This window comes from Neptunicella marina, assembly GCF_014270035.1.
Classification (GTDB): Bacteria; Pseudomonadota; Gammaproteobacteria; order Enterobacterales; family Alteromonadaceae; genus Neptunicella; species Neptunicella marina.
Genome location: NZ_JACNEP010000017.1, coordinates 51,883 through 66,841, shown reverse-complemented (window position 1 = coordinate 66,841; position 14,959 = coordinate 51,883). Strand labels below are relative to the sequence as shown.

The 14,959-nt window shown below is 44.0% G+C and carries 12 protein-coding genes; 4 read left to right on the top strand and 8 right to left on the bottom strand.

The window, feature by feature from the left end; all coding sequences use genetic code 11:
• Positions 1-110 precede the first annotated feature (110 nt).
• Together H8B19_RS16130 and H8B19_RS16125 are read right to left on the bottom strand one after the other, a co-directional pair.
• Positions 111-2,300: a HAMP domain-containing hybrid sensor histidine kinase/response regulator gene (locus H8B19_RS16130; protein ID WP_186507927.1), complete on the bottom strand. Its 2,190-nt coding sequence runs from the start codon at positions 2,298-2,300 to the stop codon at positions 111-113.
• Between the two features lies 1 nt (position 2,301).
• Positions 2,302-3,501, bottom strand: a complete 1,200-nt coding sequence (locus tag H8B19_RS16125; RefSeq protein ID WP_186507926.1) for an extracellular solute-binding protein — start codon at positions 3,499-3,501, stop codon at positions 2,302-2,304.
• A 293-nt stretch (positions 3,502-3,794) separates the two neighbouring features.
• Between H8B19_RS16125 and H8B19_RS16120 the strand changes: the two genes are divergently transcribed.
• Positions 3,795-4,847, top strand: coding sequence for an alkene reductase (locus H8B19_RS16120; protein ID WP_186507925.1), 1,053 nt, complete (start codon positions 3,795-3,797; stop codon positions 4,845-4,847).
• A 56-nt stretch (positions 4,848-4,903) separates the two neighbouring features.
• Here H8B19_RS16120 and H8B19_RS16115 read toward each other — a convergent pair whose 3' ends face one another.
• The 3 genes from H8B19_RS16115 to H8B19_RS16105 form a co-directional block, all read right to left on the bottom strand.
• Positions 4,904-5,860, bottom strand: coding sequence for a Kelch repeat-containing protein (locus H8B19_RS16115; protein ID WP_186507924.1), 957 nt, complete (start codon positions 5,858-5,860; stop codon positions 4,904-4,906).
• A gap of 240 nt (positions 5,861-6,100) precedes the next feature.
• Positions 6,101-7,237, bottom strand: a complete 1,137-nt coding sequence (gene nspC / locus H8B19_RS16110) for a carboxynorspermidine decarboxylase (protein WP_186507923.1) — start codon at positions 7,235-7,237, stop codon at positions 6,101-6,103.
• An 18-nt stretch (positions 7,238-7,255) separates the two neighbouring features.
• Positions 7,256-8,458 (bottom strand): saccharopine dehydrogenase family protein, encoded by a 1,203-nt coding sequence (locus tag H8B19_RS16105; protein ID WP_186507922.1) that lies wholly within the window; start codon positions 8,456-8,458, stop codon positions 7,256-7,258.
• A gap of 181 nt (positions 8,459-8,639) precedes the next feature.
• Here H8B19_RS16105 and H8B19_RS16100 point away from each other — a divergent pair, with 181 nt between their 5' ends.
• Genes H8B19_RS16100 through H8B19_RS16090 form a run of 3 tightly spaced genes read left to right on the top strand, consistent with a single transcriptional unit; the run spans position 8,640 to position 12,465 of the window.
• Positions 8,640-10,883, top strand: coding sequence for a TonB-dependent receptor (locus H8B19_RS16100; protein WP_186507921.1), 2,244 nt, complete (start codon positions 8,640-8,642; stop codon positions 10,881-10,883).
• Positions 10,884-10,894: 11 nt separating this feature from the next.
• Positions 10,895-11,992 carry a dienelactone hydrolase family protein gene (locus H8B19_RS16095; protein ID WP_186507920.1) on the top strand — a complete coding sequence of 366 codons (1,098 nt, stop codon included), beginning with the start codon at positions 10,895-10,897 and terminating at the stop codon, positions 11,990-11,992.
• Between the two features lie 11 nt (positions 11,993-12,003).
• Entirely contained in the window at positions 12,004-12,465 is a 462-nt protein-coding gene (locus H8B19_RS16090; protein ID WP_186507919.1) for a RidA family protein, read from the top strand.
• Here H8B19_RS16090 and H8B19_RS16085 read toward each other — a convergent pair.
• The 3 genes from H8B19_RS16085 to modA are packed head-to-tail and all read right to left on the bottom strand — an operon-like array spanning position 12,462 to position 14,913.
• On the bottom strand, positions 12,462-13,493 hold the full coding sequence (locus H8B19_RS16085; RefSeq protein WP_186507918.1) for an ATP-binding cassette domain-containing protein: 1,032 nt from the start codon (positions 13,491-13,493) through the stop codon (positions 12,462-12,464). The genes H8B19_RS16090 and H8B19_RS16085 overlap by 4 nt on opposite strands.
• 2 nt (positions 13,494-13,495) lie before the next feature.
• Positions 13,496-14,173 carry a molybdate ABC transporter permease subunit gene (gene modB, locus H8B19_RS16080; RefSeq protein WP_186507917.1) on the bottom strand — a complete coding sequence of 226 codons (678 nt, stop codon included), beginning with the start codon at positions 14,171-14,173 and terminating at the stop codon, positions 13,496-13,498.
• Positions 14,173-14,913: a molybdate ABC transporter substrate-binding protein gene (modA, locus tag H8B19_RS16075; protein WP_186507916.1), complete on the bottom strand. Its 741-nt coding sequence runs from the start codon at positions 14,911-14,913 to the stop codon at positions 14,173-14,175. The genes modB and modA overlap by 1 nt, the downstream gene beginning before the upstream one ends.
• Between the last annotated feature and the right edge of the window lie 46 nt (positions 14,914-14,959).

Below are 14,959 nucleotides of genomic sequence, written 5' to 3'. Positions count from 1 at the left end.
AAAAATCCGATGACCTTACGATCATCGGATTTTGATCCTCTTATGCCGAATGTCAACTTCTTAACTGATCGGCATTAGGGCTTTGCCCCTTTTTTATAAACCTCTTAACCTTAATTACCGACCAAATGTGTCCATAACACCGTATTCACATCCTGAATATCAGTCGGTTTAGCAATAAATCCATCAGCACCGGCCGCATAATAGGCAGCAATATCCTCGCTACTTACATTCGCGGTTTGTACTATGATAGGAATTGACGCACCTTGCTCTCTTAACAACCTTGTAGCCTCTATTCCATCCATTACCGGCATTTGCACATCCATAAAAATAAGATCCGGTGAAAAGGCTGTATATTGTTCAATAGCCTGCTGGCCATTTTCGACAAATTGCACTTGCGCATTGGTAGGTTCCAGCATAAACCCCAGCACCTCCTGATTAATTTTATTGTCTTCTGCAACCAGAATTTTAATTCCGGTCAAATCCGGATGCTGCTGACTTTTTGAATCGTCTTTACTGATGGTTTCAGCCGATTCAGTTTTAATATAAAACTCAAAGGTAGAACCGCTTTGTCCATCACTTTCCACCCATAAATCGCCCCCCATCAATTTGGCCAGACGGTAACTAATAGCAAGACCTAACCCAGTACCACCATATTTACGGGATGTTGAAGCATCGCCTTGTTTAAAGGGAGAAAATAGCTGCATCTTTTTGGCATCACTTATACCGATCCCAGTATCTTTTACTTTAAAGTGTAAACACTGTTCGGCTTCATTATAAAAAACACTTAATATTATCTGGCCTTTTTCGGTAAATTTAAGCGCATTAGACAACAGGTTCTGCAAAATCTGGGTAACACGCATTGGATCACCCAACCAACCGCCTTTACTTGCTTCATCAACAATCAGCTCAAACTGAATATTATTTTGCTTAGCCTGTGTATGCACAAAAGCAACAGAGGAATCAAGCAACTCCACTAAATCAAAAGGGACGTTCTCCAGACTCAGCTGGTTGGCCTCAATTTTAGAAAAATCCAGGATGTCATTTAAGATGGCCAGAAGATTGCGACTGGATTGAGTTGCTGTTTTCAGCAAATTCGCCATTTTTAATTCCAGTGGCTGATTTTGCATGACTTGTAAAATACCTAATACCCCATTCATGGGAGTGCGAATTTCATGGCTCATATTAGCCAAAAACTGTGATTTCAATTTATCTGAACTTTCGGCTTTTTCTCTGGCCTGGCGCAGTTCGACTATCTGTTGATGAATATGCGTCATCATTTTATTCATCGCAGCATAAATCTGCTGGAACTCAATAAACTGCGTTTTAGTGGTTAAAGGTTCGTAATTACCCTGTGCAATGTTGTGGCTGGCAGTTACTATGTTGCTTAGTGGTGCATGCATGCGATTTAACCAGATGCGCAAAAACTGCAAAGACACGACAAAAATAGCCACCAATGCCAAAAAGGTCATGCCTATATTCAGGTAAATCGATTTTAGATAACTCGATGGTTGGTAATAAGTGTTTAGTGACAATTTGTGCGGCTGACGCTTTACCCATAGAGGCAAATCAATAGCACTGTGTATTTTGGATGCATTTTCAAACTCATTCGGCAAATCGTTGATCAGCGTATTATCATCCTGCATCAGTGCGTGCCATAGTGGGGTATCAATCTGTCTGTCTGACGGCGCGACTAACCCTTGTTTGTCCAGTAATACAAACAACACTGCGCTATTTTGCATGGGTGAAACTAAAGAATTAGTCGCTCGTTGCAGGGTAAATACAAATGCCAGATTATCTTTACTGCGTTGCTGAAGATTTTCGTACATTCCAAGCAGTTGATTTTCAGACACCAATTGAAAGTCAGGCAATACCACATCGACAGTATTGGCTAAACGTTGCTCGACCTCTTGTGTGAGTGATTGTGAGCGTATCGCCAGGGTACTAAGTGGATAACCTTCAAGCACAAACCCTTCTTTATCCACAATAAACGCTGCATTCACCAAAGGATGTTGCTGAACAAAGCTTCGCAGACTTTTATCCACATACTGGGAATACAGAATATTATACGCCAGTTCACCAAAACCTTTCTTACTCCCAAGCGCCAGAATCGAATACTGAATTTTGGTTAAACGTCCGTTGATTACCGAGGCAAGTGAGCGATTTTGCGCCGCGATGGAATCGTTAGCTAACTTTGCTTCCGTCACATAAGACATCACAAGTGAATAACTAACCACAATCGCAACAGGTATCAGTAAAAACAACGCGACATTACGAAACAATTGTTGCTTAAAAGACGCCATGCTATTCCACCCGGGTCAGACTGGCATTGGCTGACTTTTCAGCCAGATGCTGCATTAAACGACTAGCTTGTTCTGCGGTGACGATTCCCGCACCGTAACGACGGAACCCAATTGACATTGACTCCCAAACAACAGCCATCGAGAATTGACTTGGTAATGGAACCGATTGATTTAACTGGGTAATTGCTACCTGTAGATTAAGATCATGTTGCTGCATTAACCCATATAGTGCGCTCTTTTCAGCGGGCAATGCCTTTAGCTCCTGCCACAATCTCTGCTGCTGTTGACTATCGATAAAATAAGCTGCCAGTTTTTGTAACGACTCTCGTTTGCGCCCATACAAACTGTTACCGGGAAAAGCCAATACATATGAAGTAAAATATGAACGCATGGCATGCCCATTGATACTTGGTAATGCTGCAACTTGCAGGTTATCGGCAAGTTCGTTTTCCAATTCATCATAAGCCCAGAAACCACTAATCAAATAAGCCAGCTTCCCTTGTTTAAATTTATCTGTTGCACAACGATAGTCACATTGATGCTCAACAACGCCTTTTTGTGACAAGCCCCAGTAAAAATTAAGTGCTTGTTGCATCGCAACCGTATCCAAACTCACTTTCCCGTTTTGCAAGGTGTCGCCATCAAACGCAGTTAAAAACGGGATAAACCAGTACATTTCGTTAAAACTCCAGCCAATCAATTCAGTGTTAGCAGGTAATCGTTGCTGTTGGCTTTCAAGAGCTTCCCAGTCAGTTGCTGTTTTTTTTATCAGTGCTCGATTTACATACAACAAAAGATGATTACCCGTCATAATGGGTAATCCCAACACACTGCCATTGATGCTAGCGGTTTGTTTAACCTGCTCGTTATCTATTTTGTTAGTGAAATCACTCAAAACAGGACTAAATTTCAAGTTAGGTAAGCCGAGAAAATCTGCCGGGACAATAACCGCATCGGGTAATGAGTCTGTGTTAGCGCGTTGAATAAGTTCAGCTTTGAGTTCATCTGCGTCAATTGAGCGTGACGCGATTGGGATCTGGTGTTTATGCCCAAACTGCTTAAGCATTTCCCCAAGCTTTGGATTATCCAAAGCGTAGGCAACTGAAAGTCCATTGGCCGTGTCGGCAAAAACCGCCCCTCCCATACTCCAGCCTGTTACACAAAAAACAAACCAAATAATTAATTTGCAGCAAGGTTTCACTCACATCTCCTTTGGCGATACCCTATTTGGTTTTCGGCACAACCTGCTATGACAGATCGCGAAACTCCTCAAACAACAAATGCATGGCCCCTTCAATCTTGATCCATTAACCACAACTAAGCAATAAAACCAGCTAATTGGTTGTCAGTGTGCATAGGTTAAATTGCATTTTTGCAATAACAGCTCTCAAATATGAAGGGGAATTTTGGTTTGTATAACTTGAACTCCCCCTCTTTTACCCCCAAATGATTATGACATTCAACAGCTTGTCCTGACATTTAATAAGGTAAACAATGACAACATTATTTGATCCCGTGCAAATGGGTGATTTATCACTTCCTAACCGCATTATCATGGCACCGTTAACTCGTTGCCGCGCCAGTGAAGGTCGTATTCCAAATGCACTCATGGCTGAATATTATGCACAACGTGCCAACGCAGGTTTAATTATCAGTGAAGCCACATCTGTTACGCCAATGGGTGTGGGTTATCCGAATACACCTGGTATCTGGTCTGACGAACAGGTTGAAGGCTGGAAGTTAACGACTGAGGCGGTTCACCAGGCTGGTGGTCGTATCGTATTGCAGTTATGGCATGTGGGACGTATTTCAGATCCTATGTATTTGAACGGTGAAATGCCGGTAGCACCCAGCGCCGTTAAACCAGCGGGCCATGTAAGTTTAGTTCGTCCGGAAAAAGCCTTTGAAACACCACGAGCACTGGAAACAGCTGAATTGGCGGGTATTGTTGAGGCCTACCGTAAAGGGGCTGAAAATGCTAAAAAAGCGGGATTTGATGGTGTGGAAATCCACGGAGCCAATGGTTATTTGCTTGATCAGTTCCTGCAGTCTTCCACTAACCAGCGTACTGACAACTATGGTGGCAGTGTTGAAAATCGTGCACGTTTAATGCTGGAAGTCACCGATACGGTTATCTCGGTTTGGGGCGCAGGCCGTGTAGGCATGCATTTAGCGCCTCGTGCGGATGCACATGATATGGGTGACGATAATTTAGCTGAGACCTTTGGTTACGTAGCTCAAGAGCTAGGTAAGCGCAACATAGCCTTTATCTTTACCCGCGAGCATTTTGATCAGCCCGCATTAACTCCGGCGTTGAAAAAAGCCTTTGGTGGTATGTTTATCGCTAATGAAAATATGGACGCAGATAAATCTGCTGAATTATTAAATGATGGTGTAGCCGATGCCATTGCCTTTGGCAAAAAGTATATTGCTAATCCGGACCTAGTCACCCGTTTACGCGACAATGCAGAATTCAATCCACTCAATCCTGAAACCATGTATGGATCGGGACCGGAAGGATATACCGATTACCCAGCATTAGCTTAAGGCTATACAAATAAAAAAACCGGTGAAATCACCGGTTTTTTTATCAGTTAATTGTTCTAATCAATGGCTGATTCTGCCTGCTCAAAACTGCTGACCGGAAATATCTGGATATCATTCAGCGATTCACGGCCTGAACGGGTGCCGCCCATAAGATAGATATTATCACCAACCAGCACTGCACCTTGATGACGTGAACCTTGCATGCTCACATCAGGTTGCTGCCATTGTTGAGTAGCAAAATCATAACTGAGCACTTTATCCAAATCATTATAATCACCCAGCGTGATCAATTTATTACCCACAACAACCGCAGACTCGGCACTTAAACGTGTTGGCAGGTTGGGCATATCAAACCATTGGTTTTGCGCGGGGTCATAGCGATAGAAACTCGGAACGGCCGATACAAAGTTATAACCACCTATTGTATAAATTTGTCCATCGTGTACCACCGCCCTGGTTTCAAGTCCGGTCGGCATACTGGCGCCCTTTGACCAGGTTTGAGTTTGGATATCCAGGATCTCGACTCTATTACTGGCACCATAATTTGATTTAGGTGTGCCATATAATTCTGAGCCACCTATAACGTAAATTTTACCATCAAGGTAAACGGCACTGGCTCCGCGGCGCGGTGTTGGCATAGGTGGACCGTAAAGTATTTCACCAGATTTTATGTTGATAATTTCAACCAATGGGTTGCAGATTTCACCCTGAGTTTTATGTTGGCTAACACCGCCCATTACATAGATATGACCTTGATTATCATTAACGGCGGTAACATATCTGCGGGGGGCTAATTCTGCTTTTAGAGTTTGGGTTTGCAGACTGTTTACATCAAATGTCTCAACCGAACCCAGTCGCTTTCTGCGATCATATCCATCGATAACAAATATTTGACTGTCTGCCGCGACAACGGCATGACCATATCGTGGTTTTTGCAGGCTTACAGAGGTATCTGATGTGGATGTACAGGCCGTTGTTAATAAAATACACAGGCCAATAATTACCTTTCTCATATCTATATCCTTGATGAAATTGGAGCTGGTTAGCTAACGATAAACGGCCACAACATCCAGATTGAAGCCATATGACTTTAAAAATTAATCAATGCCAACTGAACAAACTATGAACTAAAAAGTGAAAATAAACAATCAACTAGCCGATTGCTAGTGCATGTTGATTTTAGTGGTATGGATTGCCAGGCAGGAAAAAGAGAAAGTAGCCGCAATTGAGCAATTGCGGCCATCAAAAGAAGTTTAAGACAGGCGTGAACGAAAATCTTCGTACTCGAACTTACGCACCAGCTCAAAGCTGCCATCGGTGTGCAAAATACCAATTGAAGGATGCTCTACCCCGTTAAAGAAAGTGGTTTTCACCATGGTGTAGTGAATCATGTCTTCAAAAATGAGTCTGTCCCCTACTTCCAGCTCAAAATCAAAACTGTAGGCACCTATCATGTCACCGGCCAGACAAGAGTTGCCGCCTAATCGATAGTCATGATTTTTTTCACCCGGTAAGCCACTATTACGGATCATTGGGCGATAGGGCATTTCCAGCACATCTGGCATATGGCCGGTGGCAGAGATATCCAGAATCGCGATATCACCTTCGTTTTGCACCACATCCACCACTTCGGCAACCAGAGTACCGGTTTGCCATGCTACGGCAGAACCCGGCTCCAGAATGATTTGCAGGTCGTATTTTTCACGGAAGGTTTTTAGCAGGTTAATTAAGTGCTCAACATCGTAACCCTCGCGGGTCATCAAGTGGCCGCCACCTAAGTTTAGCCATTTAAGCTTTGGCAGATACTGACCAAAACGCTGCTCCACCGCATTTAAGGTACGCTCAGCAGCAAAGGAATCACATTCACATAAATTGTGAACATGAAATCCTTCAATGCCGTTTAAATCCACACCATCTAAATCCGCCGCTTTAACACCTAAACGCGAACCCGGTGCACTGGGATCATAGAGTTCAGTATCGGCTTCACGATGTTCCGGATTGATACGTAATCCCATGGAAATACCCGCGTCGCTTACCTGTTTGGCATAACGTTGCCACTGGCCAATACTGTTGAACGAAATATGATTAACCAGTTTTACCAGTTCATCGATATCGTTAGCTTTGTAGGCTGGTGAATAGGCGTGCACTTCCTTGCCCATTTCAAACCTGGCTAATTTTGCTTCCCACACCGAACTGGCAGTACAGCCTTTAAGGTATTTACCCACCAAATCGAAGGTAGACCACATCGAAAAGCCTTTTAGCGCCAGAATAATATCCACGCCAGCTTGTTCCTGCACACGCTGCATTAACTGCAAATTGGCTTCCAGCTTAGCTTCTTCACACACATAACAAGGTGAAGGAATTTGCGGGTTTAACATTGGATCGATCAAAACACCTGCTCCTGTTTATTATTTTTTAAACGGGCTTTGTTCGCATTCAATCACATGCCAGGGCAGGCCGTGAATGTTTAGCTGTTCCATAAATGGATCAGGATCGAATTGTTCCATGTTCCATACACCTGGCTTTTTCCAGGTACCGTTTAACATTAACATCGCGCCGATCATGGCCGGTACACCTGTGGTGTAGGAAACAGCCTGAGCACCGACTTCTTCGTTACACTTAGCATGGTCACAGTTGTTATAGATGAAGATGGTTTTCTCTTTGCCATCTTTCAAACCTGTGATGTAGGTACCGATACAAGTTTGACCTGTGTAACCTTCTGCCAAAGAACCAGGGTTAGGCAATACAGCTTTTAAGAATTCCAGTGGCACAATTTTTTGGCCCTGAAAATCCACTGGCTCGATTGAAGTCATGCCAATGCCTTCCAGTACACGTAAGTGATTTAAATAGGCATCACCAAAGGTCATCCAGAAACGTGCACGTTTCAGGGTTGGGAAGTGCTTAACAATTGACTCCAGTTCTTCATGGAACATCAGGTAAGAGGCACGCACACCAATGTTTTGGTAATCTAAATCTTCACGTACAGACAGTGGATCGGTTTCTTTCCATTCGCCATTTTCCCAGAAACGACCACGTTGGGTAATTTCACGGATATTAATTTCAGGGTTGAAGTTAGTGGCAAACGCCTGACCGTGATCACCACCGTTACAATCCACGATATCTAAGTAGTGAATTTCATCGAAATAATGTTTAGCTGCGTATGCTGTGTATACGTTGGTTACACCCGGATCGAAACCGCTGCCTAATAGTGCCATCAGGCCGGCTTTTTCAAACTTTTCCTGATACGCCCACTGCCAGCTGTATTCGAACTTGGCTTCGTCTTTTGGTTCATAGTTGGCGGTATCTAAGTAATCAACGCCAGTTTCTAAACAGGCATCCATGATGGCCAAATCCTGATAGGGCAATGCCAGGTTGACTACCAAGTCAGGTTTAACCTGATTAATTACTTTAACGACTTCACTGGCGTGATCGGCATCAACCGCAAATACACCTTTTACACGGTCAATACCGACTTCTTTTTGCAATGCTTCGCACTTAGACACAGTGCGGCTTGCCAGATAAATCTCATCGAAATGTTGTGGCAAACGGGCACATTTTTTAACGGTTACGGCACTAACACCACCCGCACCAATAATTAACACTCGAGACATAGATAATCCTCAAAAATTAGGTTCAAAAAACGCTGCATGGTATCACTTTTAAATCTGACTGTGACGACAAAAATTGTAGTTTCGTCAGCGATTGTATTGCCAATCACCTAAAATATTAGCAACATAGAATTCAGCATGTTGTTTTTTACAATTCTTTAACACCAGGGACAAGGAGTTAGCCATGCATATCACTCACCACCCAGCATTCCCCAAAAACACAATTACCTCAGCCATAGCTATATATTTTATAGCTGTAAATTCCCCGACTGCCTTTGCTCAACAAGCAAATGATGGACAATCTGAGGAATATGAAACGGTTATTGTAACAGCACAAAAACGCGAACAAAAACTGGCAGAAGTGCCCATCGCCATTTCCTCTTTTAGCGCTGAAAACATTCAGCAAACAGGTATTACCCAGTTAAGCGAAATTGCGGATTTTATCCCTAATTTATCCATTTCGCGTACCACCGACTTTACCTCGGCGATTACCATTCGCGGTGTTGGTGCTAATAGTCGCAATATCGGCTTTGATACGCGCGTGGGGGTGTATTTAGACGGCGTGTATTTAGGCCAGTCTCCGGCGCTTAATCAAGAGTTGCTCGATTTAACCCGGGTTGAGGTATTACGAGGGCCGCAAGGTACCTTGTTTGGCAAAAATACTGTCGCAGGCGCCATCAACCTGATATCGGCCAAACCCAGCGATATACTGGAAGGCAAAGCCAGTGTTTCTGTGGGCAACATGCAGGCGCGCGAATTTAAAGGACAGTTAAATGTACCGCTTTCTGATAGCACTGCGGTGAAAGTGTCATACAGCGATTTAAAGCGTGATGGTTATATCGATAACCTGACCACCGGCAATAAACTCAATGCGCGCGATGCCAGTGCTTATCGCATACAGTTGCGCTCCCAGCCCAGTGACCAGTTAGAAATCAATTTTTCTGCCGATGGTTTAAGCTCAGATCGTCTGTCGTTTTTAGGTGAAGCCTTATCCGATACCTTAGGCACCACCACAGACCAGGCTGCCCCAGAAAAATATCAGGTCGCGACCAGCATCGATACTGTGGAAGAGCGTGATATTAAAGGTGCGATGCTGGATGTGTCTTACACCATGCAAAATGGCTTTGACTTAAAATCGATCACAGCCTGGCGCGATACCGACATTTTTTACACCAACGATTCTGACTATGCCGCAGTGGATTTACTCACTATTGAATATTCAGATCAGTACCAGCAATGGTCACAGGAATTCCAGCTGATTTCCCCTGAGAAAAATTCAGATTTTGATTATGTGGCAGGATTATATTTGTATAGCCAGGATGCGGATACGCGTCGCGATGCGATTAACGGCGAGTTCTCATTTTTGTTTGGCAATGTGCCCGGCACTATGGTGTATAACTCAGGCAATGTGGTGACCGATAGTCTGGCGGCTTATTTTAATAGTGGTTACGACTTGTCAGATGATCAGGCACTGGCGTTTGGCGTGCGCTACACCAAAGAAGATAAAGATTTAGACTGGCTGCTGGATGGCTCTAAATCCGGCATTTTTGGCATTGGCAGCACTAACGGCCAGCTTACAGATAAACGCAGCGATTCTTATGTGTCCTATGCGCTGAGTTACAACTATCGACTTGCCGACAACATTAATAGCTATGCCAAATATTCCACCGGTTTTAAAAGTGGTGGTTACAACCTTGATTACATCACCAACGCTGATTTATCAGCAGGCATTGAATTCGATAAAGAAACGGTCGGCAGTGCCGAACTTGGACTAAAAACCAGTTTTAATCGTAATCAAATCACACTGAATATGGCGGCCTTTCGTTCAGAATTTAAAAACTATCAGGTTAATCAGTTTATTGATTTAGGAAATGGCGCATCATCCATCTCAATCCGCAATGCAGCCAAAGCTATATCTCAAGGTCTGGAACTGGAACTAACCTATCATCCCCTGCCCAATCTGGATATCAACGCCAGTTTAGGTTTGCTGGATACTGAGTTTAAAGATTTCCCTGGCGGTTTGACCGGTGGTGGCAACGCCAAAGGCAAAGATTTAATTAACGCGCCAGATATGAATTTGTCACTCAGCATCCAGCACATTGTCAGCCTGAGTGCGATAAATGCTGATTTAATGTGGCGACTGGATTTAAGTCACAGCAGCGGCTTTTTTACCACTGTGGATAACGTGAAATCACAAACTCTGGCTGATGGTACTGATGTGCAATTTGGTCATGTGGATCATATTACCCTAATAAACGCCCGTATTGGATTGCTCACCCATAAAAGCGGTTGGGAGGCTTATTTATGGGCCAGAAACCTAGGCGATTTTCAGGATCCTATTGATAACCGTAAGGACTTTTTTGGCACAGTGACCACCAACTATGCCGAACCCAGAACCTACGGCATTGAAGTGATTTATCAATTCTAAGCGGAGGTTTTATGTTTAAATTAATCACAAACCTGCCACGTTTAGTGTTGTTTGCTGGCGTGTTATTAGCTAATTCCTCATTACATGCACAGCAAGCGGCTAAGGCTTTACCATCATTGCCGCCGTTGCCAGAATATCCGGCTGTGACACAAATTGATGCCAACACCTCGGGTGAAATTTATTTTCAATCAACCAACCCGGGCGATTATAAGCAATTAGTGTTAGCGGATCAGCCGTCACCAGACATAACAGTTAAAGCCTTACTTACCCTGCCAAACAATGCCACAGCTGAACATCCGGTGTCGGCCATGGTTATATTGCATGGCAGCGGCGGTATATTGCCTTCGCGGGAACTTGATTATGCTAAATGGCTTGCCGGGCAAGGGGTTGCCACTATGGTGATAGATACCTACGCGGCACGTGGTGTAACTGAGCAAACACCCTATGGCTTACGAGTCGCGATTGTCAGTGATGCCGATGAGGTGGCCGATGCCTACGCGGCACTTAAGCTATTAAATCAACACCCGCTTATTAATCACAATAAAATTGGCGTGATGGGTTTCTCCTATGGTGGCATGGCAACCCGTGCAGCACTGGATAAACGCATCTATCAAAACCTTGCAAATGGCGTTGCTCCGTTTGCTCTGCACGTGGATTTTTACGGGCCATGTCATTTCTCATTACAAAGCGAGCACACCACAGGTGCACCTTACTTTAGCTTTCGCGGCGCTGAAGATGCTTCCAATGATTTAGCACGCTGCGCCAAAGTGGAACAGCATATTAGACAAACCGGGTCCACTGCTGGCAGCCATATCTTTGCCAATGCCGGACACGGCTGGGAAATGACAACGGAGCGTAAATTTGTTGCAACCTTAAACCCTGCACCCTGTGAACAACTGTTAACCCCTGAAGGTAACTGGCAATTAAATGGCAAACTCATTGAGATGCCAGATAACAGCGATGCCACAATCCAGTTTCAAACACGTTTACAGTTACTTGGCCAGATGAAACAAAGCTGCATGTCTGAAGGTTACATTATGGGTAAGGATAATGTTACCCATGTTCAATCAAACAAGATGCTGTTTGAATTAATTCAGCGTTATTTGTGAGGGAGAACAACATGAACTTAAAACTAATTAAATGGATACTAATACTACTGAGCTTAATCAGCCTGAGCTGCAACGCGGGCGACAACCTTAAACGACTGAGCACGGATGAATTTAAAAAACTCAATTTACCTTTTTCACAAGCAGTTGAAGTCGATGGAATCCTATATTTATCAGGCGAACTGGGGGTAAAACCCGGCACTTTGAATTTGGTTGATGGCGGTGTTAAAGCACAAACACGTCAGGCGCTAACTAATATTCAAACAACCCTCAAAAACTTTGGTTCAGATATGCAGCATGTAATCAAATGCACCTTATTTCTGGCCGATATAAAAGAGTGGCCACTGGTAAATGACGTCTATGTGGAATTTTTTGCCGGTCATTTACCGGCACGCAGCGCGGTTGCAGGAAGTGGATTAGGTTTAGGCGCCAGAGTGGAAATTGAGTGCATGGCTAAAGTTGTGACACAAAGTTAGTCAATAAACTGGGATGGATTATGCAGCTTAAATTGCGCCCATAAAGGCATTCCAATCTGCAACTGTAATATCTCTAACGAATACACACTGATATCGGCCAGTAACTGTTGCTGGCCGATTTGAAGTACTAATCGTCTTTTATATTGATCAACATTTTCAATTGCGCTCAACGTAGCAGTTAAGCAATTAAGCATACTGCCTTGTGCCGGCTGGCTGGTACTGATACTCACTCTGGATGCCGCTACATTAATAATATTTAGTGGCTTATTCTGACTGGCTGTAAATAACGCTTGGCCTTCAACGTCATATTCGTCCATACCGTACTGGCTATGTTGCAGTTTAAACTGACATTGCAGATGACTAAATGCCCCACTTGAGCGCGATATATTAAGTTGCTGCACCATCTGCTGAATATGTCCATGGGCAACAATTTTCCCGGCCTGCATATGCATCAAATAATCACAATATTGCGAGAGTTCCGCTAACTGGTGACTCACCATAATCATGGGCAATGACAATGTTTGGCTTAGCTCAACCAGCACATTCAGAATATTGATACGCGATGTCTGATCTAATGCCGATACAGCTTCATCCAACAGCAATAAATCGGGTGCATTAATAATTGCCCGTGCAATTGCAATGCGCTGTTGTTCACCACCCGATAACCCATTGCAATCACGCTCAATTAAATGACTAAATCCCAGTTTTTGGCTTAACTCACCAATATCCATCACCTCATGCGGCGCATAACTGGCGGCCAGTTGCAGATTTTGCTTTACGCTTAAATGGGGAAATAATCCGGCTTGCTGAAACACCATACCTGCGCGTTTAAAGGGAATATCCGTCAGGTTCGCATTAGATTCCAGACCAGCCAAAATTCGCAATAACGTGGTTTTGCCGGCACCGGACTCACCATAAAGCCCAATGATCCCCGATACCGGTAACTCAGCTTCAGCGTCGATACGAGCATTGCCATCACTATCGGGCAATTTGCTTTTAAATGCCCAGCTATGAGCTGTTTCGCTCATTGTTAGCCCCATAACTGCGCCTTTTTACCATGCTGGCGATAAAGCACAACCAGCAACACAAATGATAAGACTAATAATCCTGCCGCCAGAACATGCGCCTGCTGATATTGCATACTTTCCACATGATCAAATAACGCAATCGACAATACCTGGGTTTCCCCCGGAATATTGCCACCTATCATCAGCACCACGCCAAATTCACCTAATGTATGGGCAAAACATAAACCAAAGGCACTGATAAAACTGGCTTTGGTTAACGGCACAACAATCTTGCAGAAACGCGCCACTTTGCCCATGCCTAAGGTATGCGCAACATCCAGATAGGTTTTGGGTAATTGCGAAAAAGCAGCATAAAGCGGCTGCAACATAAAGGGTAATGAATAGAGAATGGAACCCAGTAAAATGCCATAAAAACTAAAGGCAAGTTGCTTGCCAGTAATGTTTTGCCACAATGCGCCAAACTCGCTTTGTGGAGAGAAGGCAATTAACAAATAAAATCCCAACACTGTGGGAGGCAATACCAGAGGTAAAGCCACAATTGCCAACACTAACGGCTTAAAGCGGCTTTGCCAGCCAGATAACCACCAGGCCAAAGGTGTGCCTATTACCAGTAAAATACAGCTAGTAATAAATGCCAGCTTTAAGGTTAACCACAATGCGGTGATATCGGTGGCAGCCATCAGTTTGCCTTGGAGTTCACAGGTAACGCTTGATAACCATGTTGCTGGATTATCAATTGCGCTTGCTCTGACAATAAAAAAGCCACCAACTGCTTTGCCGCAGCAAGTTGTTTGGTGTTTTTGACTATCACAAGCTGTTGTTCAATCGGTGCATAAAATTGATGTGGGACTAACCATGTTTGAGCTTCAGTTTTTTCCATCACCTGACTGGCAGCCACAAATCCACCCAGCGTATTACCACTATCAATAAACTGAAATGCTTGTGCCACATTATTACCCTGCACCAGCCTGATTGATGTTAAATCCGCTAAATTTAACGCCTGTAACACTTGTATTGCAGCCTCGCCGTAAGGCGCCAGCGTAGGATTGGCGATCGCCAGATTGCCCTGCCAGTTCTTTAAGCTTTGCTCATCGGTACTTTCACAGGATGGACACCAGAATGCCAATTGCCCCACCGCATAAGTGTGGCGTGAATGCTCTGCAATCAGGCCGTTTTGCTCAAGTTGTGCCGGGTGTTTAACATTTGCAGCTAAAAAAATATCAAACGGGGCTCCGTGCACTATTTGTGCATACAAGGTACCGGTAGAGCCCACCACAACGTCAATTTGTGGCAGGTTCTGCTGATTGTTTGAGGAGTCCCCAACCGCTATCAACTCACGTAAGGTTTGACTGAAATTCGCCGCAACAGCAACTCTGAGAGTTAATACTTGTTCATTTTCCGCCAGGCAATTTTGGCTCAATAGGGAAAGCGAAAAAAAGACTACTGCATAAATAAAGCTGTGCAAA